Source organism: Tetragenococcus koreensis (genome assembly GCF_003795145.1).
Classification (GTDB): Bacteria; Bacillota; Bacilli; order Lactobacillales; family Enterococcaceae; genus Tetragenococcus; species Tetragenococcus koreensis.
This window is the reverse complement of the sequence record NZ_CP027786.1, coordinates 1,121,542-1,146,439: the sequence shown is the minus strand read 5'-3', so window position 1 is coordinate 1,146,439 and position 24,898 is coordinate 1,121,542. Positions and strand designations below refer to the sequence as shown.

Below are 24,898 nucleotides of genomic sequence, written 5' to 3'. Positions count from 1 at the left end.
CACAGCTCTATTTTTATGTATTTTTTCAGCGTTTAGTTGTAATGAAATAAAAAGGAGAAGACTGTTGACGACATTACAAGAATATATTGCGACAATTGATCAAGAAGAACATAAGGAAAAATTTTCTGAACTTATGGATTCGGTTCAAGCCAAATTCTCACAACTACAGTTGGTTTTTAAGTGGAATGAACCAATGTACACTTATAATGAAACATTTATTATTTCTTTTAATAAAACAAAAAAACATATCACTGTTTCGCCAGAAGTTGCAGGTATCAAGGAATTTTCCGATAGAATCACAGCTTGTGGTTACGGACAAGGCAAAAGTACTTTTCGAATTAAATGGGAAGAGACGATCAATTACCAACTACTTTACGAAATTATCCAATTTAATCTTGATGAAAAACGGAACTATCCTACTTTTTGGCGTAAGGCAATTGATAAATGAACAGAATAAAGCCGTTGGAAACTACACCAATACTAGACTCCAACGGCTTTATTTAAGAAAAGCTATTTTTGAATGTAAGTATTCAGAGGTTTTTGATAGTCTGTATCTGGCCAGGTTCCTTCATTAATATAGTTTGCTAATAAGTAACCAATATAAGGCCCGGTAGTTAAGCCAGAAGAACCTAAACCGCTAGCGACCAAAAGCGATGGTTCCTCAGTCAGTGGACCAAAAAATGGAGCAAAGTCTGAGGTATAGGCTCGTGTACCTACACGGTAGCTGAAAGAATTTTTTAAAAGACTTTCAGGAAACTGCAAAAAATCTTTACTGTTGGTAGTTAATTGTTCAAATGCTGCAGTCGTAGGATGCAAATCCCAGTGTTCCTCGTTTTCATGAGTTGAGCCGATAATAACTTGCCCGTTGTTAGCAGGAATCAGGTCCGCTTCATTATCCAACATAGCAACTGGCCAGTTTACACTTTGGGCTTGAGATGTTTTAAAGACGATAAGCTGTCCTTTTTGTGGACGGAGATCTACCTGATAACCAAGAGGTTCTAATAGCGTTTTGCAATTAGGACCAGCAGCCAATACAACACGATCTGCTGACATTTGTTGGTTGGGCGTGTTGATTTGCCAATGATCGTTTTCTTTTTCAAGGGTAACTTTTTCGCTAATAAAATGAATTTGTTTTTGCGCTGCTAGTTTTTTCATATAATCTAGATAATGCAACCCATCTAACCTAGCGCCTCCGGAGATATATAAAGATTCTTGTGGCGCTAATAAAGGTAGTTTGTTGGTTGTTGCATTAGAAGAAAGAAGCTTGATTTCACCAATTTCTGGTGCATCTCTTTTCCGTTGTTCAGCTAAGGTGGCTAAGGATTCCAAGCCATTTTTACGTAAAAGGATGGTGCCATTTTGTGCGTAAATATCGTTTGAAATATTCATGTCAGTAACTAATTTTTGGAAAAAGGCTGCTCCGTCTTTAGCTAAACGATACCATCGCTTATTCCTACGTTTAGATAACCAGGGGGAAATGATTCCTGCGCTAGCTTTAGTCGCTTGACCGTTTCCTTCATCAAATAAAGTGATGTCGTATTTTGTTGTATCTAAATAGTTTGCCAAAGTAATACCAATAATTCCACTACCAATGATGGCTATTTTTTGCATAAGTTTATGCCTCCTTGACCTTATTATCATTCAGTTGCTGCTTTTTTTCAATTGTTCATTGAATAGAAAAAAGAGGGGCTAGCTGTTTTCTTTTTAACAATTATTATGGTACTATTTTTTAAAGAGGTTAACCAAAAAAGTAGCTAGGAGAAAGGAAACCATGGCAGAAGAATTGAAACCTACTAAACGAGTTACACTACCGCGTTATCAGCAAATTGCTGTAGATATTGCGGAACGAATTGTTGAAAACCGTTATAAAGTTGGGCAAAAAATTCATGCGCGTTCGACTTTAGCAAGTAATTTTAATGTTTCCCCTGAAACTGCTCGTAAGGCGATTAATGTCTTGGTCGATCTGGAAATTATGGAAGTCCAACAAGGTAGTGGAACGTATGTCGCTTCTAGAGAAAATGCTCAGTTATTTGTTGAAAAGTATAAAAATGTGCAGTCAATTCAAGAAATCCGTCAAGACCTATTAGATAGTGTTCAGCGTCAAAGACAAGAGCTAAATAGTTTTTCTGAATTATTAAATGTACTTGTTAATCAAACGAAAAAAGTACATGATATTTCGACCTTTGTTCCTTTTGAATTAAAGTTGACCGCAGAAGCCCAGCATTTAGAAGAAAGTGTAGCAGACCTGAACATTTGGCAAATAACTGGCGCAACAATTGTGGGGATTCAAACGGATGTCGAATTATTACTTTCACCTGGCCCCTATGCAAAATTAAGTGTAGGCAATACGATTTACTTTGTGGGCAGTGAATTAAGCGTTCAACGAATGACCCAGCTTTTCTATCCGAATGAAATAAATTAGAAGAAATTGTTGCAAAAATAGTTTCTTTTTTCTTTTGACAAAGTGACAACTTGATGTTACGATTGTATGGTCACTTTCATGGGAGTTTTCTGAAAGAGTTTAAGAAAATAAGGAGTGTTTACTTTTGAGTAAAAAAGTTCGAATAGAACATTTAACCAAAGTGTTTGGTAGAAGAACCCAACAAGCGCTTGAACAGGTTAAAGCAGGAAAATCCAAACAAGAAATCCTAAAAGAAACCGGAGCAACGGTGGGTGTTCATGATGTCAGTTTTGATGTCAATGAAGGCGAAGTCTTTGTAATCATGGGTCTTTCTGGTAGTGGGAAATCTACTTTGGTACGGATGATTAATCGATTGATCGAACCAACTTCAGGTGAAGTTTACATCGATGATGAAGACGTGGCAAAAATGTCTAAAGAAGACTTGCGCGAAGTTCGTCGTACTAAAATTAACATGGTTTTCCAAAATTTCGGACTTTTTCCGCAACGAACGATTTTGGAAAATACCGAATATGGTCTAGAAGTACGCGGCGTAGCAAAAGAAGAACGACGTAAAAAAGCTGAAGATGCTTTAGATAATTCTGGTTTGCTTTCAGTGAAAGATCAATATCCAAACCAATTATCCGGTGGAATGCAACAACGTGTCGGCTTAGCTCGGGCACTGGCGAATGATCCTGAAATCTTGTTGATGGACGAAGCGTTCTCTGCATTAGACCCATTAATTCGTCGGGATATGCAAGATGACCTAATGGATTTACAAGAAAGAGTCCAAAAAACGATCATTTTCATTACCCACGATTTGAATGAAGCATTGCGTATCGGAGATCGAATCGCGTTAATGCGTGATGGCGAAATTATGCAAATTGGTACTGGAGAGGAAATCTTGACGAACCCAGCCAACGATTTTGTCCGCGAATTTACCGAAGATGTCGATCGTTCGAAAGTCTTGACAGCTGAAAATATTATGGAACCTGCTTTGACTATTAATGTAGAAGCAGACGGACCTAATGTTGCTTTACAACGGATGCGTAAAGAAGAAATCAGTATGCTGCTAGCTGTCGATCGCAAACGTCATTTAGATGGTAGTTTGACGGCTGAAGAAGCATTGGACGCACGTAAAAATGATAAGCCACTCAAAGAAGTATTGGATAAGAATGTGCAAAAAGTCCAAAAAGACACATTAGTGACCGATATCTTTGATATGATTTATAACTCTGCAGCTCCATTAGCGGTTGTGGATGATAATGATCGGGTAGTAGGCGTTGTGGTACGTGGTAGCGTGATTGGCGCTATGACCGATACTGACAAGGAAGAAACAACTGCTAAAACTGACGAAACAGCTGAAACAACAACTGAAAAGGAAGGAGTGAGCGCAGATGCTTGATTTTCTACAAAATGAAATCCCGCTGTCTGAATGGGTCGATACCGGCGTTGATTGGCTAACTGAACATTGGTCAGTTTTCTTCTCATTCTTACAATCACTGGGACAAACGATAATGGACTGGATGACGACTGGTTTGTCAGCAATTCATCCATTACTCTTCATTGTAATAATAACAGTATTAGCCTTTTTCCTTAGTGGAAAAAAATGGCAATTACCTACGTTTACATTTCTTGGATTATTATTTATTTATAACCAAGACTTGTGGGGTGACTTGTTAAATACAATTACGCTGGTTATTATTTCGAGTTTGATTTCCGTTATTATTGGTGTACCAGCAGGTGTGTTAATGTCTAAAAGCGAAATCGCAAGAAATATCATTACGCCAATTCTTGACTTTATGCAAACCATGCCAGGATTTGTTTATTTGATCCCAGCTGTAGCCTTCTTTGGTATCGGTATGGTTCCTGGAGTATTTGCTTCGGTGATCTTCTCATTACCGCCAACCGTGCGGATGACAAATCTAGGTATTCGTCAAGTGCCAACCGAATTAGTGGAAGCTTCCGATTCCTTTGGTGGAACCGGCTGGCAAAAACTATTCAAATTAGAAATGCCACTGGCTAAGGGAAATATTTTTGCTGGTATCAACCAAACTATGATGTTAGCATTATCAATGGTTGTTATTGCTTCAATGATCGGTGCACCTGGATTAGGACAAGGTGTTCTATCCGCCGTGCAACGTTCCCAAGTAGGTAATGGTTTTGTTTATGGTTTAGCAATTGTTATCTTAGCAATTATTATGGACCGCTTTACACAAAACTTGAATACTAACGGGAGCAGTTCAAGTGAAGATTAAAATTGATCTGCCATAAAGTTCTAAAGTATTAGACAACTTTCAATAGAAACAAAAGAACGTCGAAAGTTGGTAAAATAGTATAAGGCAAGTAAAAGACTTGCAAGACCGAATGATCTTGCATTTCTTTTGTTGTCTATTTTGAAATGTGATAACAAAAATTGTTTTACAATTTTTAAAAATAAAGGAAAGGATGTTTTAGTTTGAAGAAGAAGTTAGTAGGTATATTGGCGTTAAGTTCAACACTATTATTAGCAGCATGCAGTAATGGCGGAGGAGATAACGATGCCGGCGGTGGTAACGCAGGCGGTGATGAAGTCAACTTATCGATGGTAGAATGGGATACAGAAGTGGCTTCAACCAACGTTGTAGGTCAAGTGTTAGAAGACATGGGTTATAATGTAAATATTACCCCATTAGATAATGCGGTAATGTGGGAAGCTGTCGCTAACGGCGAATCAGATGGTATGGTAGCCGCTTGGTTGCCTGTAACGCATGAAGCGCAATACGAAGAATTTGGTGACGAAGTAGAAGACTTAGGTCCAAATTTGCCAGATGCAGCTCAATTAGGCCTTGTTGTACCTGAATACATGGACGTAGATTCCATCGAAGATTTAGATGATCAAGTACCTGATCAAGAAATTATTGGTATTGAACCAGGTGCTGGTGTGGTTTCAGCAGCAGAAGATACAGTTGAAACATATGACAACCTAGCTGACTGGGAAGTTACACCATCTTCTAGTGGGGCGATGACTTCACAATTGGGTAGTGCGATTCAAAATGAAGACCCAATTGTTATTACTGGCTGGTCTCCACACTGGATGTTTGAAAGATATGATCTAAAATATCTAGATGACCCAGAAGGAACAATGGGTGATGCTGAAAGTATTCATACTATGGTCCGTGAAGGTTTAGAAGACGACATGCCTGAAGTTTACAGTATATTAGATAACTTCGAATGGGATGAAGATGATATGAACACTGTAATGTTAGACATTGAAGATGGTACTGATCCAGAAGAAGCTGCTAGAAATTGGATTGAAGACAACCAAGATAAGGTAGACGAATGGACAGCTGACGCAGAATAATGTCTGTTAGTTCGTCATAAAGTTAAAAAGTGGAGGTCAGTATTAGCTGATCTCCACCTTTTTTACATTATGACGATTACAACGAATAAAAAGATAAAATAGAATTTAACAAGATCATTTAACTTGCTGAGTTTTTCTGGTTTTCGATCAATGTTTTATTTTCTATTTTTTCTATCTCGGGGAATGAATCTGTAAAACAACCTCCATCTCTTTAAACATAGGGGTTATTTTGATGATTCATTCTCTATCTTGTTATTTAACAATTATTTTTTTACAGTGGCTTTTTTGTATGAGAAACTACATTATACACTGCAAAACAAATTGCACATAAAAAAAGAAACGTTGCTGTATCAACGTTTCAAATCTAAGCGGGTGACGAGAATCGAACTCGCGACGGAAGCTTGGGAAGCTTCTGTTTTACCACTAAACTACACCCGCACAACAAAAACTATTATAATCCAAATCAATCGAATACACAAGAGTGACTTATGTAATTAAATTTCTAAAATAATCGTAATTCGTTTACTTTATACGTTTATGAGGTTTTCTGGTTTTGTTACTATCTTAATGGTAACATATCAGTTGATGAAATTTTTTACGATTCATATGGTTTGTTTCATATGAAGTATTAGGGGATTAAGGAGGAGAGCCATGAATATACTCATTGATTTATTTTTTACTTTTAGTCGCATTGGGGTGTTAACTTTTGGCGGCGGTTATGCAATGCTACCTATTCTTCAAAGAGAAGTGGTTGAAACAAAAAAGTGGACGACAGAAGAAGAGCTTGTCGATTATTTTGCGATTGGACAGACGACACCAGGAATTATTGCCGTTAATACGTCGACTTTTATTGGTCAGAAACAAAAAGGCGCATTAGGAGGAATCGTAGCGACTCTGGGGTTTGCTTTTCCATCCTACATTATTATTACACTAATTTCTATGTTTATGAGAAATTTTTCCGAATTAGCTATCATACAAAATGCTTTTGCTGGCATTCGAGTGAGCGTGTATGTTCTGATTTTAAATGCTGTATTAAAACTTTGGCAGAATTCAATCGTAGATAAAGTAGGGATCGCCATTTTTGCTCTTATCTTTATATTATCGGTTTCTACCAGCCTATCTCCCGTATTATTTATTATTTTAGCTGCTTTTATCGGAGTTGCTGCTAAATTGCAAGAAAGGAGCCGTCATCAAGAATGATTTATTTACAACTTTTTTATGAGTTTTTTAAGACTGGATTATTTTCTGTTGGTGGTGGGCTTGCTACGATGCCTTTTTTATATGACATGGCCGATCGAACGGGCTGGTTTACCTATGGTCAGCTAGCTGATATGATTGCCATTTCTGAATCAACGCCAGGCGCAATCGGAATAAATATGGCGACTTATGTCGGCTATTTAACTGTTGGCCCTGTTGGCGGTATTATTGCCACGGTGGGGCTTGTTTCGCCTGCCATCATCATTATTATGATCATTGGTGGTTTTTTAACGAAATTTCGCAATAATTTTTATGTTGATGCCGTATTTTACGGATTAAGACCTGCTTCGACTGCGCTTATCGCAGCAGCTGGATTTTCTGTTGTATGGATGGACCTGTTTGACAGTTCGCAGCTTTTTGCAGGTAACTGGTTCGGGTTTATTAACTGGAAGTCGCTTGTTTTAGCCATTGTTTTATTTTTTGCCATGAGGCACAAGCTGTTTAAAAACCTGCATCCAGTTATTTTCATTGCTTTATCGGCTCTTATCGGTATCGTCTTTCAATTTGGTTAATAAAAAGCCTTCTTCTGGCTCACATTTGTTGGTGCCAGAAGAAGGACTTTTTATTAAAAAAGTAAAAAAGACAGATCGCGTCCAATTAATTTTTTCTTTGATTAGCTAGTTTTGCTAACCAATCTTCACAAGCAATATTAGTTTTGTACCATTTTCTTTGCCTTCTCAGTATTTTTAAAGTGTAGTTTCGCATGATGAGCTAGTAACTCAACGCCGCCTTTTTTTATGACTTTGGCTGCTTGCTTATCAGATTTCGAACCTGCTCCAGAGGGGAGTTCGATACCCACTTCTTGAGATTGTTGTTTGAGCGAATCCAAAAATTCTGCACGACAAATAATCGAAGCTGCTGCGACAGCCAAATGGTATTGTTCGCCTTTAGTAATAAAATAAAGGTTTTGAGTCACTGGATTTTCTTCGGTTTTTAAATACTTGCGATAGGTGGTTTCTTTAGCAAACTGGTCAATTAAGATCGCTTCGGGTACTTTAGGACTAATTTTTTGTAATAATAGTTGAATACATTGATTATGCAAGACGACTTTCATGTGTACAGCATTATACTTTGGCTGTATTTGATTATATTTTTGCGGCGTAACCACTAGTTTTTGATAAGGGACTAATTCTTTTATTTTAGGAGCAAGTGTCAAAATTTGCGTGTCACTTAGCATTTTAGAGTCTTTGACACCTAGTTGTTTTAGCGGTTTTAAGTGTGTTTTATCCGCATAGACAGCACAAACGACTAAAGGACCAAAATAACTGCCATTACCGACTTCATCGCTGCCAATAATACTTTTTTGAGCGAAATCAGCAGGTAGGCTGGCTGTGTGTTTCGGTTTATCTACTTGTCCGTTTTGCCATAACGAGGCTTCTTTCTCCTCGTTATCCCCTTGAAACATTACTTTCCCAGAATTGTAGGCGGTAATAGTGATCCCATCTTTTTTAGCGAAAAAAGCGGCGTAAGGAATCTTACGTGGTGTTGTATAAGGTTTATAATATAGTGCAGCATCTTTTAATTTCTGTGTAGTTAGCTTAACGACGGTTGTTCCCATGAAGGATTTTCCTCTCTAAATATAAGTGGCTTTATTTTAGCATAATGCGTATTTAATTGAAATGTAGTAAAATAAATGAATACGTGGAAAAATTTAAAATTTTCCTTTATAATAGAAAAGTATTTTCAAGAAGAAACATTAGAAGTGTTATAATGAGAAAATACTTGTAAAACATGGGAGGCTGAACGAATTGGCAAAGCAGAAGAATCGTTTTAAAGCGGTGATTGAAAATCAGAACTACACCATTATCAGTAAAGAAAGTCCAAAGCACATGAAAATGGTAACTGAGCTTGTCAACGATCAGCTCAAAGAGATCAAGAAAATGTCTTCGCAAATGGAGAATGAACAAGCAGCGATTCTGCTTGCCATCAATGCGGTGTCAGATCAGTTAAAAAAACAAGAAGAATTATTGAAAATAAAAGAGGAAAATGACACGTTACATAAAAAAGCAATTAAAGTAACGGAACTTGAAAACCAGGTTCAACGCATCGAAAAGATTGAGCAAGAAGCAAAAGAAGTATTGGAAAAACAAGGAAAAACTGACGTGGAGATTAATAACCATGTAGAAGCACAACAAATATTAAATGAAAACCGCAAGCAGAGTATTCAACAAAAAGTAACTCAGGGCTAGCAGAAAGGAAGACTGGATGATCGGATTTATAATCTTTTTACTATTATTATTTTCTTTTTATAATGGTGCAAGGCGAGCAACAGCTTTACAGCTAGTATATACTGTAGGTTGTATCCTTTCTTTTTTTCTTGCCATGAGCGTTTATGAAGAATGGGGCGAAAAAATTGAATTATATGTACCATATTTATCTGTAACACCGGAGACAGAGATGGTTTATTACAGTCAAGAATTGTCATTTGGCCTAGATAAAGCATATTATGCAGCCGTTGCTTTTATTGGCTGGTTAGTTTTCGGCTGGCTACTTACCAAGTTAGTTTTGGTTTTTGTCAGGAACCTTCGTTTCAAGCGGGTACTTGAAGATGATTGGCTAGTTGCAGGAATCCTGAATACGGTATTGATGTATATAACAATTTTATTATGTTTAAAACTTTTAACGATGTTGCCAATTGATGCCATTCAAAATATATTTACTAGAAGTTTCACTGCTGATTTGATTGTCGATAAGACGCCATTTTTATCTAACATGCTTGATAAATTATGGATAACCAATATTGTTTGAAAATTATAGAGCAGTTTTTTGCAAATGAACGCAAAGCTGCTCTATTTTGACGCAGATAGAGAAAATGAGGGGAAAGCAGGTGAACAAAATGAACGAATTAAATAAGGATATTCTAACTACCTTAGAATTTAACCAAGTGAAATCACAAATTGTACAACATCTGGTAACAGATCAGGGAAAAGAAGAACTGCAGCGCTTAGTACCAGTAAAAGATAAACTTGTGATTACTTCTTATTTAGAAGAAACAGATGATGCGATGAAAGTTCTCCGTTTGCGTGGAGGAATTCCAATTCCTAAAGTTGAAAATATTCAACCTCACATGAAAAGAATTGAAATTGGCGCTGATTTGAATGGTGTTGAGTTAGCCCAAATTTCACGCGTTTTATCAACAGCTGCAGAAGTAGATCGTTTTTTAGCAGAATTTAAAGAAGACGAAACTCAGTTTTATCGTTTATATGATTGGCAAGAACAATTAACAGCATTGCCGGTCTTAAGAAAACGCCTGAAGGCTGCGATTGATGAGGACGGACGGGTCACAGATGATGCATCTGCTGAGATAAAAAACATTCGTCGCAACATTGCACGCAGCGAACAAAGTATTCGGGAAAACCTAGATGGGATTATTCATGGAAAGCAGGCCCGTTATCTTAGTGATGCGCTTGTTACCATGCGTAATGAGCGTTATGTGATTCCTGTAAGGCAAGAAAACCGCAATGTGTTTGGTGGTGTGGTTCATGACCAGAGCTCTTCTGGACAAACCCTTTTTATTGAACCTGGACAGGTAGTAGAATTAAATAATCGTTTACGGCAATATCAAATTGCTGAAAGAGATGAAGTTGCTCGTATTTTAGCTGAATTATCAGCAGAGCTAGTGCCTAGTCGTAAGGAAATTTTGCATAATGCTTATGTAATTGGAAAATTTGACTTTATGAATGCTAAGGCACGATTTGCTAAAGACTTAAAAGCCGTGGTGCCAGTCATTAACCAAGAAAATCATGTGTATTTTAAAGAGGCAAGGCATCCGCTTTTAGATCAATCCAAAGTGGTAGCCAATGATATTATGATTGGTGAAGACTATCAAGCTGTAGTTATTACAGGGCCAAATACGGGAGGAAAAACAATTACCCTAAAAACATTAGGCTTACTACAGTTAATGGGGCAAGCAGGCCTACCCATTCCGGCTGGCGAAGATAGTCAAATGGGAATTTTTAATGAAGTATTTGCAGATATTGGCGATGAACAATCGATTGAACAAAATTTATCAACCTTTTCTTCTCATATGACAACGATTGTTGAAGTATTAGAAAAAGTAGATGAAAATAGTTTGGTTTTATTTGATGAATTAGGTGCTGGAACTGATCCACAAGAAGGCGCGGCTTTAGCAATTGCGATTTTAGACGATTTGGCTGCTAAACAAGCATATGTTATGGCAACTACACACTATCCTGAACTAAAAGTTTATGGTTATAATCGTCCTAAAACAGTAAATGCTTCTGTGGAATTTGATGTGGACACCCTAAGGCCCACTTATAAGCTGTTAATTGGTGTGCCAGGACGCAGTAATGCTTTTGAGATTTCGCGACGTTTAGGTTTAAGATCAACGCTTATTGATTCCGCTAAGCAAATTATGGATGGTGAAAGTCAAGATCTAAATGAAATGATTACGGATTTAGAAAACCGTCGTAAAATGGCTGAAACTGAATATTTGGAATTAAGACATTATGTTAGCGAATCAGAACAATTGCATAAGGAGCTACAAGAGGCTTACCAATATTTTTATGAAGAAAGAGAAAATGAGTTAGCCAAAGCCCGTAACAAAGCGAATGATATTGTTGAACAAGCAAAAGATAAATCAGATGAAATTATCTCAAATCTGCGGAAAATGCAACAGCAAAGTGGTCAAAAAAATGTGAAGGAAAATGAATTAATTCAGGCGAAGAGTGAATTAAATCAATTGCAGCAACCAGAAGACCACTTGAAAAAGAATAAAGTTTTACAAAAGGCCAAAAAAGAAAAACAATTTAAAGCAGGCGATGAAGTTTTAGTGATTCCTTATAATCAACGAGGCGATCTATTAGATAAAGTAGGAAAAAATAAATGGCAGGTTCAATTAGGTATTTTAAAAATGGATGTGGATGAAGAAGATCTGCAGGCTGTTGCGCCTAAAGAACCAGAAACGCCTAAACGTCATGTATCTACATTGAATTCTACTGGTTCACATGTTTCTAGCCAGTTGGATTTACGGGGAAAACATTATGAAGATGCTTTAAATGAACTTGATCAATATTTGGACGCGGCGATTTTAGCTGGTTATCCGCAAGTGACTATCGTCCATGGAAAAGGAACAGGCGCTTTACGAAAAGGCGTGCTGGATTATCTGAAAAACCATCGCAGTGTGAAAAGCTTTGAATTTGCTCCGGCAAATCAAGGGGGAAATGGAGCAACTGAAGTTAAATTTAAATAAAAAGTTAGATAAGCAAGTTAGTTTGCAAGTATAGATGAAGGTGCTATACTTTGTCTATTAAATTGGAGGTTTCAAAAAAATGACACAAACAGTGACAGATAAAAATTTTAATGTGGAAACAGAAAAAGGTTTAGTAATGATTGATTTTTGGGCAACATGGTGTGGTCCTTGTAGAATGCAAGCACCTATTTTAGAACAAGTTGAAGGAGAATACGACGAAGATGAATTTCGCGTAGTCAAAATTGATGTGGATGAAAATCCAGATGTACCTGCTAGTTTTGGTATTATGAGTATTCCAACATTGATTCTAAAAAAAGATGGCGAAGTCGTTGATAAAGCGATTGGTGTTCAAACAAAAGACCAATTAGAAGCCATGATTTCTTCTCACATGTAAAATAAATTTAGTTAAAAAGGGCTCTGGACATTCGTCTGGAGCTTTTTTATTGTTGCAAGAAATAGCGTAAAAAGGCAGAAGTTGGTATGTTATAATTTAGTAGTAAGGATTTAAAATCATTTGCGATCACTATGGAAAGTTAAATAAATCGTTTTTGTAGAAGCGTTATAAAAAAGGGGAGAGTGCTTTGAAAAAGAAAAAAACCATTGTTAGACGTGATTTACTTGGTTTGGGTTTGGTTAGTTATTTATTGTTTAGAAATCAACCAGAAACAATTGTATTAAAAGAAACTGTGCCAGAAAAGACTGTTCCCAGTTCTTTGGAGCAAATCATGCAAGAAGATGTTTATCTGATTGCTGATGATGGACTGCCTTTGGCCCTGACGGTATTTCAACCAAAAAATCGAAACATAAAAGCCGTTGTACAAGTGGTTCATGGGATATTGGAACATCGACTGAGATATCAGCATTTCGCTTCATTTTTAGCGGAAAATGGTTTTGCAGTTGTTCTAAGTGATAATCGCGGTCATGGTGATTCGGTGGATAACAAAAACCCTTTAGGACAGATGCCCAGCGTGAAACGGATGCTTAATGATCAACTTAAGATTACTCAGTTTATCAACGATCGTTTTCCTGATTTGTCAGTTTATCTGTATGGTCATTCTTACGGTTCAGTTTTAGCACGTTTGTATTTACAAAAAAATGATCTCAACATTGCTAAATTATTAATGACAGGCACTGCTCAATATGAGAAAAAAGCAAAATATGGTGTAGTACTTGCCCTTTTTGCTGATCTATTAGCAGGGAAGCAAAGCTATTCTTGGGTGTTGAAAAAATTATCAAATTTTGGTTCGACAGATAAAACCTGGCTGACAAATGATGAAGTACAAGTGGAAAAGGCATTGCGTGATCCGCGAATGCTTCCTGGTTATAACAACATTGGTGTTACGACGATCTGGGAAAGCGTTCGCCGACTGAAAGATGTCGGTTTATTTACTTGTCAAAATCCTGAGTTGCCGATTTTGAGTGTCACTGGAGCAGAGGATGTAGCAATTACAGGCGGAAAGAAAGGATTACTTGACACCAAGAGAACCTTACTTCAAATTGGCTACCAAAATGTTGAAATGCTAGATTTTCCTGATATGAAACACGAAGTGATTCATGAGATCAATCAAGATCTCGTCTATCAAACAATCTTAGATTTTTTTGACGAATAAAAAGGCGCTGTGACATAAGTACAGATAAGACAAAAATGCCCGAACTATAAGAGAGTTTGCTCCTGCGGTTACTCGTCGCAAATTCACGACAATTAGGAAAGCTCATCAAATATAGTTCGGGTATTTTATTATCAAAGGAACTTATGTCACAGCCCCCTATGATTAATCTTCTTTAATGACTTCAATCTTATAACCATCAGGGTCTTTAATGAAATAATAAGAAGGAGGAACTCCAGGAAGGCCTTTTAGATCTGTTACGTCAAAGCCATCCGCTGCGTGTTTATCATGTAGTGCTTGGACGTCTTCAGTCGCAATAGCGATATGACCATAGCCATCGCCTAAATCATAAGCTGCATGATCGTAATTGTAGGTCAACTCTAGCTCATAGTTATCATTTGGTAAAGATAAATAAACTAGTGTAAATTCTGCCTCTGGAAAATCTTTGCGGCTAGACTCTACAAAGCCAAAAGCATTTTCATAAAATTCAATTGACTCGTTTAGATTCTTTACACGTACGCATGTATGTGCCATTCTCATTGTTTTTATCATCCTTTCAATTTAGATGGTTGTATTATAACATATTGTATTTTTAAACTTAAACAATATAATAAAAAAAGAAGAATAAACCTTGTTTCTTTTTGTGAAATCAAGTAAAATGCAAAGAAAACCTATAATGGAGGACACGATGAAAGAAGCTGTTTTTGGCAAGAAAGAAGAAGGAAAGAATTATCAAGCTCGTTATGGAGCGTATATTGTGATTCACCGTAATGAAAAAAAAGAGGTCATTTTAGTACAAGCCCCTAATGGCGCTTTCTTTTTACCAGGTGGCGAGATTGAAAAAGATGAAACGCATGCTGAAACGATTGCTCGGGAAATGTTAGAGGAAGTCGGCTTCAGTGTGGAAATTGGCGCTTATTTAGGCGAAGCCAAAGAATATTTTTACTCTAGTCATCGTGATACATATTTTGCACATCCGGGCTATTTTTACGTTGCAGATCAGTGGGAAAAAGTTGCTGAACCTACCGAAAAAAATAATCAACTTCACTGGGTTACTCCTGATGATGCCATGCTTTTATTAAAAAGAGGCAGTCATCGTTGGGCAATGCAAAAATGGATGAAACATAATTTATAATTAAAAAAATTGGGTCCTGCTATTAAGCTGGGACCCAATTTTTTTAAATCAACGCGCCGTTGTAAATGTGCGAGGCAAATAAACGGTACGTTTCGCCAAACAGATCAGAGTCATTTTGTAATCTTGGGTCAATCATTTCTTTAGGAAAATAAAAACGATGATCGCCTTGCTCTTGTCCAGCTAATGCGGCAACTAAATGACTAATTTGTGACAATTCAACTAAGGTGCCATCATTTTGCTGTAATTCAATTTGTGTCCGATGTTTTTCTAGCTTCGGTTGGTAAAAATCATAAGGCAGATCATAACTGGAGTTAAGAGCAGTATAATACTCGGGGTTAAAGCCAGCTTTTTCTACAATTTGTTTCATCGTATCAATTAATTGACCCTGTGTGCCTGGTTCAAAACGACAAGATTTTAGTGGTTTACGATTTAAGAAACGGTTCGCCAGATCGCTTAAAATTGAGTCATTTAATTCCGTCCAAAGATTAAACGCTGTATTCAATACACCATCGTCCAAGCGTAAATAGTCGTTTAATGAAAAATTTTCTTTGAAAAAAGGCACTAGCAACTGCGCATTACTTTGGAACATTGGCGCTTCTTTTGGGAAAAGGTCATGTGCACGATTCAATAGATGTTCTAAAACGACTTCCATTCCTCTTGAACTAGGGTGAAAGTAAACTTGAACATACATTTGGTACCTTGATACGATATAATCTTCCACTGCATGCATACCGTTCATAGCAAAGGCAATCCCATTTTTGTAAGGACGAATTACTCGTAGAATCCTAGTTAAATCAAAAGTACCATATTTGGTCCCGGTAAAATAAGCATCACGTAATAAATAATCCATCCGATCGGCATCGATTTGGCTAGAAATCATTTGTACTACTTGTGGGTTAGGATAAGTTTTAGTGATAATGCTGGCAACTTTTTCTGGAAAGCCAGCTTCAACACGGTTCAATATTTGGTAGACTTCTGTTTCAGGTGATGTAATAATTGCCACTGTGATTTCTTCGTGATCAGTATGGAAAATATGTTCAAAGGTATGCGAATAAGGGCCATGTCCAACATCATGTAAAAGTGCTGCGCATAAAGCAATTAGCCTCTGCGAATCATCCCAGCCATCTTCGCCAATTTTTTCAATTGAATAATTTTGTTGAAATATATTACAAATCCGACGAGTGATTTCATAAACACCTAAAGAATGCGAAAAACGACTGTGTTCGGCACCATGAAAGGTAAAAGAAGAAGTTCCCAATTGTTTGATTCGACGCAAACGTTGTACTTCTTTTGAATTAATTAAATCAAGGATTACTTGATGATCAATGTGGATATAATTGTGTACCGGATCGCGAAACACTTTTTCGATCGGCAGTGTCTGATATTTATAAGATACGGACATGATTAATCTCCTCTAATTGTTTATTTCGTTGTTGCATACTTTTCATTTTTTTCTCAAATTGGTTAGCTTGTTCATTTTCTTCTATCCAATTTAGTGCATTTTGCGCCGGCTCGTCAATCTTTAAGGCTTGTAGGAAGCGACGTTTTGTCTCTTGGATGGTAAGGGGTCTATGTAAAACCTCTGAAAGAGTGGTCATAGAAGAAGGCCAAACATCGGGATAACCATTTTTACCGTAGTTTTCTGCTAGGCTTTTTTGATAAAATTCCTGTACAATCTCACTTCGCTTGTTCTGATTGCCAAAAACGCTTAAATACATCATTACTGCGGTTCCTTCTTTTACTCGACGTTGGGCAATTCCTGCGATTTTTTTACCTTCTACACTCAGGTCAAATTTACCTGGGCAATAAGAATGACTGATTTCATAAGCTTTGATATCCAATTCCGGAATCGCTTTTTGAATGAGTGTCACCATTTTTTCGTATGCTTGATCGATTGAAATTTGTTCTTTAGGAAAGATCCAGGAGATATTTAATACACCTTGGTCAGAAATAACGCCTAAACCACCTGCGTTTCGAATCACTGGATCATAACCGTTGTCTTTAATAACATCTATTCCTGCGGATAAATGATCAACGCGTGTATCTTTCATTCCTAAAATAAATGTTTGCTCAAATTGCCAAAAGTGCAGCAAGTTGGTGTTTGTTTCACCTGCAGTTTCCGTTAAAACATCCGTTAAAGCAAAAGGTATCATGGCAGTTTCTTTAGTGAAAACTTTTTGATCAAGTAGTATTGTCTCCATTTCGTACGTCCTTTTCTATGTAATGTCCTTATTATATACCACAAGAAGCGTTCAGAAAACGATTTGTGCGACTTTTGTTCGTTATTTAGTTGGAGAGTGAGTTAATTGACAAATAATAAAAAATGTGAAAAATGGAGGAAGAGAGGGCAAGTACTATTGAATAGTACTTGCTGATTTGTTGCAAAAGCGAGGAGAGAAAAGCATGGATTTAACAAAAGGTGTTCCTGTATCCATCCATTTAAAAACAGAAGTTAATCAAAATGATGAATGGGAAAAGTTTTTGTTTGACGTCAAAGGCCAAGTGATTAAAATGGGAGAGACGCTTTATATTCGTTATAAAGAAGAACAAGAGGATAACTCAGAGCCAGTATCTGTTACAATGAAAATTTTTCCTGATGGAGCTATTCAATTGGTTCGTACAGGAGAAATGCGCACGCGTTTAAAATTCGTTTATGGTCAAAAATTTGAAACAAGTTATAAAACGCCTTATGGTACTATTTTTTTCAGCACTTATACCAAAGACTTGCATTTCAGTTTAACTGACCAACCAACAGCAGGAAAAATTACAATTGCATATGATTTATCTATGCCAGATCAAAAGATCGGTAGTTATCACTTGTTACTAGAATTTTCTGCTTAGTTTTTTGAAAAATTCTTAGAAAAAATTGCTTTTTTTATGACAATTTTGTATGATGGAATTTAGATTTGAAAGGACGTGTCCTGTTTGAAAATTAATGTATTTGAAAATGTAAATAAAAGTGATCTATCGATGATCGAAGTAGCCCATGCGATTTTAGAACAAAAAGGCGAAGTAATGGATTTTTCTGACTTAGTCAATGATATTCAAGAATATTTGGATATACCTGATAGTAAAATACGAGCTTCTCTAGCACAGTTTTATACGGATTTGAACACAGATGGAAGTTTTATTTCATTAGGTGAAAATAGTTGGGGATTGCGTTCATGGTACGCGATTGATTCGATCAATGAAGAAGTAACTCATGGTCTTGAAGATGAAGACGTAACACGTCGTCGCAAACGCAAAAAAGTAAATGCCTTTAACAGTGGCGATGAAGATGTTATCGATTATAACGATGATGACCCTGAGGATACGGATTTGGCGGCTGTTGAAGATGATGAACTATTTGATGACGATGATGATGACGAAGAAATCGCTGAATACAATTCAGACTTACAAGAAATCGGCGCTGACAATACGGATGATGAAGAAGAATTACCAGGCAACATCGAAGAGGATCTGACAGTCGTTGATGATGATGAAGTGGACGAAGATGACGACGATGAAGAAGAGGAACAATTTTAACTTATTGATTAGTGATAAAATGCCTCTAGAGTAGTAGAGATTAAAATTTTACATGCTAAAAAGTTCCGAGTGAGAGTACAATTGTCTACTCTCTACTCGGAACTTTTTATGTTATTTGCTATTTTTCATTAAAAAGTATGAACTGTTAACTTTATAGTAAGTTTTAATCACTTAACCTTATCTTTGACCGGATAGGTTTTTTTATCGTTCAATCGATTGGTTCTGACATAGTAATTAACTCAGTATTGAATTTAAAAAGAGCCGTAAGTCAATAAAAGTTTGCTTAATTTAACCCACAAAAAACGCACAAACCTACGAAATAATGCTTGAAAAATACAAAAAATGCACAAACTTTTTTTTAGCTATAATAAGCTAAAAACATTTGTGCAGAGCTATTTTGCTATTTTACGTTGTATAAAGTATACTGTAATCAGTTACATGAACGCACCCTAAGGGAATCGAACCCCTGTCTCAAGAACCGGAATCTTGTGTGATATCCACTACACTAAGGGTGCCAAAGCTACCTTACATAGTTTAGCGAATTTTAAGAAAAAAAACAAGGGGTAATTTAAAATGAAATTTGAACAGCAATTCTCACAACAACAAAAACAAACTCAGAAATTAGCAATGACGCAACAGTTGCAACAATCAATCCAAATTTTGCAATACAACACAGAAGATTTAGCTGATTTTATAGATAATAGAGCTTTAGAAAATCCTTTATTGGAAGTTGTACAGCCAACATATTCAGCTAACCATACCAAACCTCGTAAATCTTCTGGCGAAGAGATGGATTATCTCAGCCAAATTCCTGATAATTCTATTTCTTTATTTGAACATTTGATTGACCAGGTGCATTTAAATTACCGGGATACTTATTTGCGTAAGCTGGTATTATATCTAGTTGAATATATCGATTTGAATGGCTTTTTAAAAATCTCGTTAGAAGAAGCTGCGGAAAAAACAGGGGGATCTGCTATTCAGTTGTTAGACGCTTTAACCTTAATTCAACAATTAGATCCAGCAGGAGTGGGTGCCCGCGATTTGCAAGAATGTTTGATGTTGCAAACTGAGCGGGATAACGCTGCCCCGCATTTAGCGTATGTTGTTCTAGAAGAAAAATTTGAAGAATTGGTAGATCGCAAATGGGAAAAAATTGCGAAGTATTTTGATGTTTCTCTTAGTGATGTGCAAGAGATTTTTGATTACATACAAAATTTGACACCAACTCCGGGAGCTGTTTATGGATCTACTGAAGGGTTATTTATTATTCCTGATTTAACAGTAAAAATTGATGACCAAAAAATCAAAGTTTCATCCAATCGAAAAAGTATGCCTGAAATTAAGTTTCAATCAAATTATTTTGAACGAATGAGGGAAAGCCAAGATCCAGAAGTGATCAAGTATTTAAAAGATAAGCAGCAAGATTATGAGTGGCTTAAAAAAACTATGCAGCAGCGCGGTGATACAATCTTTCGTGTAGGCAAAGCAATTGTCCAACATCAAACAGAATTCTTTTTAAATAAAGAACGCCCGCCGCAAAATGACGGAAGAAGAAATTCTTATGCTGAAAAAAAAGAACGCAGTGGCTGAGTCTTTTGGCTATTTTTTCGATGAAGACGGCAAAATAGTTTACAAAATTCCCCGGGTTGGTCTACAATTAAAAGATATAAGGAGCATTCCTTATATATTTGCTGTTGCCGGCGGAAAAAGCAAGGCAAAAGCAATTCGGGCGTATTTAAAAAATGCGCCGCAACAAACGTGGCTCATCACTGATGAAGCCGCATCAAACGAGATTTTAAAAGGGGTAACCCTTTAAAATAAATTTTTTGGTTTTCATAAGGAGGAAATCACATTATGTCAACAAAAGTAGCTATTAATGGTTTTGGACGTATTGGTCGTTTAGCTTTACGTCGTATTTTAGAAGCAAGCGATGAATTAGAAGTTATCGCAGTTAACGATTTAACAGATAACGAAGATTTGGCTTATCTTTTGAAATATGATACAGCTCAAGGTCGTTTCCCATACAGCGTAGAAGTTAAAGGCGATGCGTTAGTTGTAGACGGCAAAGAAATCAAAGCATATGACGAAAAAGATCCTAGCAAATTGCCTTGGGGAGAACTTGGCGTTGACTTAGTACTAGAATGTACTGGATTCTTTACTGATGCAGCAGACGCTCATGCTCATATCGATGCAGGTGCGAAAAAAGTGTTGCTTTCAGGCCCAGCAAAATCAAAAGAAACGAAATTAATTGTTTATGGTGTAAACCATGAAACAGTTACAGCAAAAGACGAAATTATTTCAGCTGCATCATGTACAACAAACTGTTTAGCACCTGTTATTAAAGTGTTAAATGACAAATTTGGTATTGATCGTGCTTTGATGACAACTGTTCACTCTTATACTTCTACTCAAAAATTACAAGACTCTCCTGGTGGACGTAAAAACCGTGCCGGAGCTGCTAACATTATTCCTGCATCAACAGGCGCAGCTAAAGCGGTTGGTAAGGTTATTCCAGAAATCAACGGACGAGTTGATGGTACTGCTTTGCGCGTACCAACAGTTAGTGGTTCTATCACTAACCTATACAGCGTATTGAACAAAAACGTATCAGTTGATGAAGTAAACGCAGCTATGAAGGAAGCTTCATCAGACGCATTTGCTTACACTGAAGACGAAATTGTTTCATCTGACACCATTGGTTATGCTGCTGGTTCTATCTTTGATGCAACTCAAACTGCTATCATGGAAGGCGAAAGCGGAGAACAATTGGTTAAAGCTGTTGCTTGGTACGATAACGAATATGGCTTTACTTCAAACATGGTTCGTACGTTAGAATATTTTGCAGCAACTTTGTAATCCGTAAATAAATTCACTTGCTAATAATATTCATTTGAATTTAGGGAATAAAAGCGGGGAAGCGACGCGCTTCTCCGCTTTTTTTAAAGAAAACGATACTTAGGAGGTAGAACCATGGCTAAAAAAACAGTTGAAGATATTGATTTAAAGGGGAAAAAAGTGTTGGTAAGGGTGGATTTTAATGTGCCGGTAAAAGACGGTGACATTACAGATGATACTCGGATCAAAGCGGCGCTTCCGACAATTAAGTATGTAGCACAACATGGCGGCAAAGCTATTTTGTTTTCCCATTTAGGCCGTGTAAAAACCGAAGAAGATAAAGAAGGAAAATCCTTAGCTCCAGTTGCTAAACGCTTAGGTGAACTTGTGGACAGAGATGTAACATTTGTTCCTGAAACGCGCGGTAAAGAATTAGAGAAAGCGATCGATGACATGCAAGATGGCGAAATCGTGGTTTTTGAAAATACTCGTTTTGAAGACATCGACGGCAAAAAAGAAAGCAAAAATGATCCTGAACTTGGCAAATACTGGGCTTCTTTAGGCGATGTATTTGTTAATGATGCATTTGGGACAGCTCATCGTTCACATGCATCAAATGTGGGGATTGCTTCTACAGGAATTCCAACTGTTGCCGGCTTCTTGATGGAAAAAGAAATTAAGTTTATCGGTGAAGCAGTTGATAATCCTAAACGTCCAATGATTGCTATTTTAGGTGGTGCAAAAGTTTCAGATAAGATTGGTGTTATCGAAAACTTAATTGCAAAAGCTGATAAAATTCTAATCGGTGGCGGAATGACGTACACATTCTATAAAGCTAAAGGTGAAGAAATCGGGAATTCAATGGTTGAAGAAGATAAAGTTGAATTAGCTAAATCTTTAATTGAAAAAGCTGGTGACAAGTTAGTTTTACCAGTTGATTCAGTAACTGCCAAGGAATTTTCGAATGATGTGCCGACAGAAGTTCATGAAGGATCGATTCCAGAAGACCAAATGGGCTTAGACATTGGACCCAAAACAGTTGAACTATTTAGCGGTATTTTAAAAGACGCAAAAACCGTGGTTTGGAACGGACCAATGGGCGTATTTGAAATGTCCAACTTTGCTAAAGGAACGATCGGTGTTTGTGAAGCAATTGCTAGTTTGAAAGACGCAACAACAATCATCGGTGGCGGAGATTCTGCTGCAGCTGCTGAAAGTTTAGGTTTTGCTGATAAATTCACGCATATCTCAACTGGTGGTGGCGCAAGTCTTGAATTGTTAGAAGGTAAGACTTTGCCTGGTCTAGCGGCTATTAATGATAAATAAATTTTAACTTTCAGTTAGGTTAAATAAAGGAGTGTTCAAATATGCGCAAACCGATTATTGCGGGAAACTGGAAAATGAATTTAACAGCAAAAGAAGCAAAAGATTTTGCTGAAGCTGTAAAAAACAAAATCCCTTCAAACGATGAAGTGGATGCTGTTGTTGGCGCGCCAGCACTATTTTTGGAAACATTGGTTAACGAAGCCAAAGGAACTGAATTACAAATTTCTGCACAAAATTGTTATTTTGAAAATTCAGGAGCATTTACTGGGGAAACTTCTCCGTATGCTTTAGCAGATTTAGGGGTCGACTATGTGATTATCGGCCACTCTGAACGACGAGAATATTTCCATGAAACAGACGAAGAAATCAACAAGAAAGCTAAAGCGATCTTTGATAATGGCATGCTTCCTATTCTTTGCTGCGGAGAAACTTTAGAAACTTATGAAGCAGGTAAAACTAGCGAATGGATCGAAGGCCAAATTAATAAAGATTTAGCTGGACTATCCAAGGAACAAGTAGCTAGTATGGTTATCGCTTATGAACCAATTTGGGCTATCGGTACTGGTAAATCTGCTGACGCTAAAATCGCAGATGAAATTTGTGGTGTTGTTCGTAAAAAGGTTGCAGATCTATATGGAACCGATACGGCTGAAAAAGTACGTATTCAATACGGCGGCTCAGTCAAACCAGAAAATGTTGCTGAATATATGGCAAAAGAAAATGTCGATGGCGCATTGGTCGGCGGTGCTAGCTTGAAAGCTGATTCATTCTTAAGCTTGGTTGAAGGAGCAAAATAAAGCAACCTTTAGACCGGTTTAATTTGCAGTACGAAGAAAAGTCTTTTAAAATAAAAGTAATCATAAGGGTTAACCCTTATGATAAAACAAATTCAAAAGGAGAGACAATTATATGTCAATTATTACTGATGTTTATGCGCGCGAAGTCTTAGACTCTCGTGGAAATCCAACTATTGAGGTTGAAGTATTTACAGAATCGGGTGCTTTCGGACGTGGATTGGTACCTTCTGGAGCTTCAACTGGTGAACACGAAGCTGTAGAACTACGTGATGGCGATAAAAATCGTTACCAAGGAAAAGGCGTAACTAAAGCTGTTGATAATGTAAATAACGTTATCGCTGATGCAGTGATTGGTTTCGACGTTCGTGATCAAACAGCTATCGATAAAGCAATGATTGCTATCGATGGAACACCTAACAAAGGTAAATTAGGTGCTAACGCTATTCTAGGCGTATCATTGGCTGTTGCTCGTGCTGCTGCTGATTACTTGGAAATTCCTTTGTACCACTATTTAGGTGGATTCAACAGCAAAGTATTACCTACTCCTATGATGAATATTGTTAACGGTGGTTCGCACTCTGATGCACCTATCGCTTTCCAAGAGTTCATGATTTTGCCTGTTGGTGCTAAAACTTTCCGCGAAGCATTACGCTGGGGCGCAGAAACTTTCCATGCTTTGAAAAGCTTGTTAAGCGAACGTGGCTTAGAAACTGCTGTCGGTGATGAAGGTGGCTTTGCTCCTCGTTTTGAAGGAACAGAAGATGCTGTTGAAACAATCATTGCTGCAATTGAAAAAGCTGGTTTGACACCTGGTAAAGATGTTTATCTAGGTTTTGACGTTGCTGCTTCTGAATTTTATGAAGACGGCGTTTATGACTATACAAAATTTGAAGGCCCTAATGGTGCAAAACGTACTGCTGCAGAACAAGCAGATTATATCGAAGAATTAGTAAACAAATATCCACTTCTTACAATTGAAGATGGTATGGATGAAAACGACTGGGATGGTTGGAAATTACTTACAGACCGCCTAGGCGACAAAGTTCAATTAGTTGGTGACGATTTGTTTGTAACTAATACTGAAATTCTACAAAAAGGTATCGATTTAGATATCTCAAATTCAATTCTGATTAAAGTAAACCAAATCGGAACGCTTACAGAAACATTTGATGCAATTGAAATGGCCAAAGAAGCTGGCTATACAGCTGTTGTTTCTCACCGTTCTGGTGAAACAGAAGATACTACTATTTCTGATATTGCTGTGGCTACTAATGCTGGTCAAATCAAGACTGGTTCATTATCGCGTACAGATCGTATTGCAAAATACAATCAATTACTACGTATTGAAGACCAACTAGGTGAAGTTGCTCAATACAAAGGTCTACAATCTTTCTACAACTTGAAAAACAAATAGTTTGTTAATCAAGAAAAGAAACTGATTCAAATATCAGTTTGAATAA

At 37.1% G+C, this 24,898-nt stretch carries 22 protein-coding genes, 2 tRNA genes and 3 pseudogenes; 20 read left to right on the top strand and 7 right to left on the bottom strand.

Annotated elements, in window-relative coordinates; genetic code table 11:
• Nucleotides 1–64: 64 nt before the first annotated feature.
• On the top strand, nucleotides 65–448 hold the full coding sequence (locus tag C7K43_RS05430; protein ID WP_124005936.1) for an iron chaperone: 384 nt from the start codon (nucleotides 65–67) through the stop codon (nucleotides 446–448).
• A gap of 62 nt (nucleotides 449–510) precedes the next feature.
• Here the strand turns inward: C7K43_RS05430 and C7K43_RS05425 are convergent, their stop codons facing one another.
• Nucleotides 511–1,611, bottom strand: a complete 1,101-nt coding sequence (locus tag C7K43_RS05425) for an NAD(P)/FAD-dependent oxidoreductase (protein ID WP_124005935.1) — start codon at nucleotides 1,609–1,611, stop codon at nucleotides 511–513.
• Nucleotides 1,612–1,771: 160 nt separating this feature from the next.
• On the opposite strand from C7K43_RS05425, the gene C7K43_RS05420 reads away from it, so the two are divergent.
• The 3 genes and pseudogenes from C7K43_RS05420 (at nucleotide 1,772) to C7K43_RS13745 (ending at nucleotide 5,741) form a co-directional block, all read left to right on the top strand.
• Nucleotides 1,772–2,422 (top strand): GntR family transcriptional regulator, encoded by a 651-nt coding sequence (locus C7K43_RS05420; RefSeq protein WP_124005934.1) that lies wholly within the window; start codon nucleotides 1,772–1,774, stop codon nucleotides 2,420–2,422.
• 124 nt (nucleotides 2,423–2,546) lie between these two features.
• A complete protein-coding gene (locus C7K43_RS05415; protein WP_124005933.1) occupies nucleotides 2,547–3,803 on the top strand; it encodes a quaternary amine ABC transporter ATP-binding protein in 1,257 nt (418 codons plus the stop codon).
• A pseudogene (locus C7K43_RS13745) lies at nucleotides 3,796–5,741 on the top strand (ABC transporter permease/substrate binding protein). Before C7K43_RS05415 ends, C7K43_RS13745 begins: the two are co-directional and overlap by 8 nt.
• A gap of 367 nt (nucleotides 5,742–6,108) precedes the next feature.
• Here the strand turns inward: C7K43_RS13745 and C7K43_RS05400 are convergent.
• Nucleotides 6,109–6,179, bottom strand: a tRNA-Gly gene (locus tag C7K43_RS05400).
• A gap of 213 nt (nucleotides 6,180–6,392) precedes the next feature.
• Between C7K43_RS05400 and C7K43_RS05395 the strand changes: the two genes are divergently transcribed.
• Both C7K43_RS05395 and C7K43_RS05390 read left to right on the top strand, forming a co-directional pair.
• Nucleotides 6,393–6,941: a chromate transporter gene (locus tag C7K43_RS05395; protein ID WP_124005930.1), complete on the top strand. Its 549-nt coding sequence runs from the start codon at nucleotides 6,393–6,395 to the stop codon at nucleotides 6,939–6,941.
• The gene (locus tag C7K43_RS05390) at nucleotides 6,938–7,510 is read left to right on the top strand and encodes a chromate transporter (protein ID WP_124005929.1); all 573 of its coding nucleotides are present in this window, start codon (nucleotides 6,938–6,940) and stop codon (nucleotides 7,508–7,510) included. Before C7K43_RS05395 ends, C7K43_RS05390 begins: the two co-directional genes overlap by 4 nt.
• A 137-nt stretch (nucleotides 7,511–7,647) precedes the next feature.
• On the opposite strand, the gene rnhC is transcribed toward C7K43_RS05390, so the two are convergent.
• Nucleotides 7,648–8,556, bottom strand: coding sequence for a ribonuclease HIII (gene rnhC, locus C7K43_RS05385; protein WP_124005928.1), 909 nt, complete (start codon nucleotides 8,554–8,556; stop codon nucleotides 7,648–7,650).
• 190 nt (nucleotides 8,557–8,746) lie between these two features.
• Between rnhC and zapA the strand changes: the two genes are divergently transcribed.
• The 5 genes from zapA to C7K43_RS05360 all read left to right on the top strand — a co-directional run bounded on the left by zapA (nucleotide 8,747) and on the right by C7K43_RS05360 (nucleotide 13,820).
• On the top strand, nucleotides 8,747–9,187 hold the full coding sequence (gene zapA / locus C7K43_RS05380; protein ID WP_124005927.1) for a cell division protein ZapA: 441 nt from the start codon (nucleotides 8,747–8,749) through the stop codon (nucleotides 9,185–9,187).
• Nucleotides 9,188–9,203: 16 nt separating this feature from the next.
• Nucleotides 9,204–9,746, top strand: coding sequence for a CvpA family protein (locus C7K43_RS05375; RefSeq protein WP_124005926.1), 543 nt, complete (start codon nucleotides 9,204–9,206; stop codon nucleotides 9,744–9,746).
• An 88-nt stretch (nucleotides 9,747–9,834) separates the two neighbouring features.
• Nucleotides 9,835–12,210 (top strand): endonuclease MutS2, encoded by a 2,376-nt coding sequence (locus C7K43_RS05370; RefSeq protein WP_124005925.1) that lies wholly within the window; start codon nucleotides 9,835–9,837, stop codon nucleotides 12,208–12,210.
• A 79-nt stretch (nucleotides 12,211–12,289) separates the two neighbouring features.
• Entirely contained in the window at nucleotides 12,290–12,604 is a 315-nt protein-coding gene (gene trxA / locus C7K43_RS05365) for a thioredoxin (RefSeq protein ID WP_124005924.1), read from the top strand.
• A gap of 187 nt (nucleotides 12,605–12,791) precedes the next feature.
• The gene (locus tag C7K43_RS05360; protein ID WP_124005923.1) at nucleotides 12,792–13,820 is read left to right on the top strand and encodes an alpha/beta hydrolase; all 1,029 of its coding nucleotides are present in this window, start codon (nucleotides 12,792–12,794) and stop codon (nucleotides 13,818–13,820) included.
• A 162-nt stretch (nucleotides 13,821–13,982) separates the two neighbouring features.
• Here C7K43_RS05360 and gloA read toward each other — a convergent pair whose 3' ends face one another.
• Nucleotides 13,983–14,357, bottom strand: coding sequence for a lactoylglutathione lyase (gene gloA, locus C7K43_RS05355; protein WP_124005922.1), 375 nt, complete (start codon nucleotides 14,355–14,357; stop codon nucleotides 13,983–13,985).
• Nucleotides 14,358–14,505: 148 nt separating this feature from the next.
• Here gloA and C7K43_RS05350 point away from each other — a divergent pair, with 148 nt between their 5' ends.
• Complete coding sequence (locus C7K43_RS05350; protein WP_124005921.1) at nucleotides 14,506–14,952, top strand: NUDIX hydrolase; 447 nt, start codon at nucleotides 14,506–14,508, stop codon at nucleotides 14,950–14,952.
• Nucleotides 14,953–14,995: 43 nt separating this feature from the next.
• Here C7K43_RS05350 and C7K43_RS05345 read toward each other — a convergent pair whose 3' ends face one another.
• Together C7K43_RS05345 and C7K43_RS05340 are read right to left on the bottom strand one after the other, a co-directional pair.
• A complete protein-coding gene (locus C7K43_RS05345; protein ID WP_124005920.1) occupies nucleotides 14,996–16,354 on the bottom strand; it encodes an HD domain-containing protein in 1,359 nt (452 codons plus the stop codon).
• Entirely contained in the window at nucleotides 16,338–17,153 is an 816-nt protein-coding gene (locus tag C7K43_RS05340; protein ID WP_124005919.1) for a lipoate--protein ligase family protein, read from the bottom strand. The genes C7K43_RS05345 and C7K43_RS05340 overlap by 17 nt, the downstream gene beginning before the upstream one ends.
• A gap of 202 nt (nucleotides 17,154–17,355) precedes the next feature.
• Between C7K43_RS05340 and C7K43_RS05335 the strand changes: the two genes are divergently transcribed.
• Both C7K43_RS05335 and rpoE read left to right on the top strand, forming a co-directional pair.
• The gene (locus C7K43_RS05335; protein WP_124005918.1) at nucleotides 17,356–17,793 is read left to right on the top strand and encodes a YwiB family protein; all 438 of its coding nucleotides are present in this window, start codon (nucleotides 17,356–17,358) and stop codon (nucleotides 17,791–17,793) included.
• 84 nt (nucleotides 17,794–17,877) lie between these two features.
• Complete coding sequence (gene rpoE, locus C7K43_RS05330; RefSeq protein ID WP_124005917.1) at nucleotides 17,878–18,477, top strand: DNA-directed RNA polymerase subunit delta; 600 nt, start codon at nucleotides 17,878–17,880, stop codon at nucleotides 18,475–18,477.
• Nucleotides 18,478–18,920: 443 nt separating this feature from the next.
• Here rpoE and C7K43_RS05325 read toward each other — a convergent pair.
• Nucleotides 18,921–18,992, bottom strand: a tRNA-Arg gene (locus tag C7K43_RS05325).
• A gap of 58 nt (nucleotides 18,993–19,050) precedes the next feature.
• Here C7K43_RS05325 and rpoN point away from each other — a divergent pair.
• From rpoN to eno, 6 genes and pseudogenes are all read left to right on the top strand, one after another.
• Nucleotides 19,051–20,013 (top strand): annotated as a pseudogene (gene rpoN, locus C7K43_RS05320) (RNA polymerase factor sigma-54); the annotation flags it as partial.
• Nucleotides 20,009–20,296: pseudogene (locus C7K43_RS05315) on the top strand (sugar-binding domain-containing protein); the annotation flags it as partial. The pseudogenes rpoN and C7K43_RS05315, both read left to right, overlap by 5 nt.
• Nucleotides 20,297–20,334: 38 nt before the next feature.
• A complete protein-coding gene (gene gap, locus C7K43_RS05310) occupies nucleotides 20,335–21,336 on the top strand; it encodes a type I glyceraldehyde-3-phosphate dehydrogenase (protein ID WP_124005916.1) in 1,002 nt (333 codons plus the stop codon).
• 114 nt (nucleotides 21,337–21,450) lie between these two features.
• On the top strand, nucleotides 21,451–22,641 hold the full coding sequence (locus C7K43_RS05305) for a phosphoglycerate kinase (RefSeq protein ID WP_124005915.1): 1,191 nt from the start codon (nucleotides 21,451–21,453) through the stop codon (nucleotides 22,639–22,641).
• A gap of 41 nt (nucleotides 22,642–22,682) precedes the next feature.
• Complete coding sequence (gene tpiA / locus C7K43_RS05300; protein ID WP_124005914.1) at nucleotides 22,683–23,438, top strand: triose-phosphate isomerase; 756 nt, start codon at nucleotides 22,683–22,685, stop codon at nucleotides 23,436–23,438.
• Between the two features lie 112 nt (nucleotides 23,439–23,550).
• Nucleotides 23,551–24,852, top strand: coding sequence for a phosphopyruvate hydratase (eno, locus tag C7K43_RS05295; protein ID WP_124005913.1), 1,302 nt, complete (start codon nucleotides 23,551–23,553; stop codon nucleotides 24,850–24,852).
• Nucleotides 24,853–24,898: the final 46 nt, after the last annotated feature.

Bases quoted from the DNA above. Each gene is read 5' to 3' on its own strand.
- tpiA (WP_124005914.1), top strand. From the start codon at position 22,683: ATGCGCAAACCGATTATTGCGGGAAACTGGAAAATGAATTTAACAGCA.
- gap (WP_124005916.1), top strand. From the start codon at position 20,335: ATGTCAACAAAAGTAGCTATTAATGGTTTTGGACGTATTGGTCGTTTA.
- rnhC (WP_124005928.1), bottom strand. From the start codon at position 8,556: ATGGGAACAACCGTCGTTAAGCTAACTACACAGAAATTAAAAGATGCT.
- C7K43_RS05340 (WP_124005919.1), bottom strand. From the start codon at position 17,153: ATGGAGACAATACTACTTGATCAAAAAGTTTTCACTAAAGAAACTGCC.
- eno (WP_124005913.1), top strand. From the start codon at position 23,551: ATGTCAATTATTACTGATGTTTATGCGCGCGAAGTCTTAGACTCTCGT.
- C7K43_RS05425 (WP_124005935.1), bottom strand. From the start codon at position 1,611: ATGCAAAAAATAGCCATCATTGGTAGTGGAATTATTGGTATTACTTTG.
- C7K43_RS05305 (WP_124005915.1), top strand. From the start codon at position 21,451: ATGGCTAAAAAAACAGTTGAAGATATTGATTTAAAGGGGAAAAAAGTG.
- C7K43_RS05370 (WP_124005925.1), top strand. From the start codon at position 9,835: ATGAACGAATTAAATAAGGATATTCTAACTACCTTAGAATTTAACCAA.
- C7K43_RS05375 (WP_124005926.1), top strand. From the start codon at position 9,204: ATGATCGGATTTATAATCTTTTTACTATTATTATTTTCTTTTTATAAT.
- C7K43_RS05350 (WP_124005921.1), top strand. From the start codon at position 14,506: ATGAAAGAAGCTGTTTTTGGCAAGAAAGAAGAAGGAAAGAATTATCAA.
- gloA (WP_124005922.1), bottom strand. From the start codon at position 14,357: ATGAGAATGGCACATACATGCGTACGTGTAAAGAATCTAAACGAGTCA.
- C7K43_RS05420 (WP_124005934.1), top strand. From the start codon at position 1,772: ATGGCAGAAGAATTGAAACCTACTAAACGAGTTACACTACCGCGTTAT.
- C7K43_RS05390 (WP_124005929.1), top strand. From the start codon at position 6,938: ATGATTTATTTACAACTTTTTTATGAGTTTTTTAAGACTGGATTATTT.
- C7K43_RS05395 (WP_124005930.1), top strand. From the start codon at position 6,393: ATGAATATACTCATTGATTTATTTTTTACTTTTAGTCGCATTGGGGTG.
- C7K43_RS05345 (WP_124005920.1), bottom strand. From the start codon at position 16,354: ATGTCCGTATCTTATAAATATCAGACACTGCCGATCGAAAAAGTGTTT.
- C7K43_RS05335 (WP_124005918.1), top strand. From the start codon at position 17,356: ATGGATTTAACAAAAGGTGTTCCTGTATCCATCCATTTAAAAACAGAA.
- trxA (WP_124005924.1), top strand. From the start codon at position 12,290: ATGACACAAACAGTGACAGATAAAAATTTTAATGTGGAAACAGAAAAA.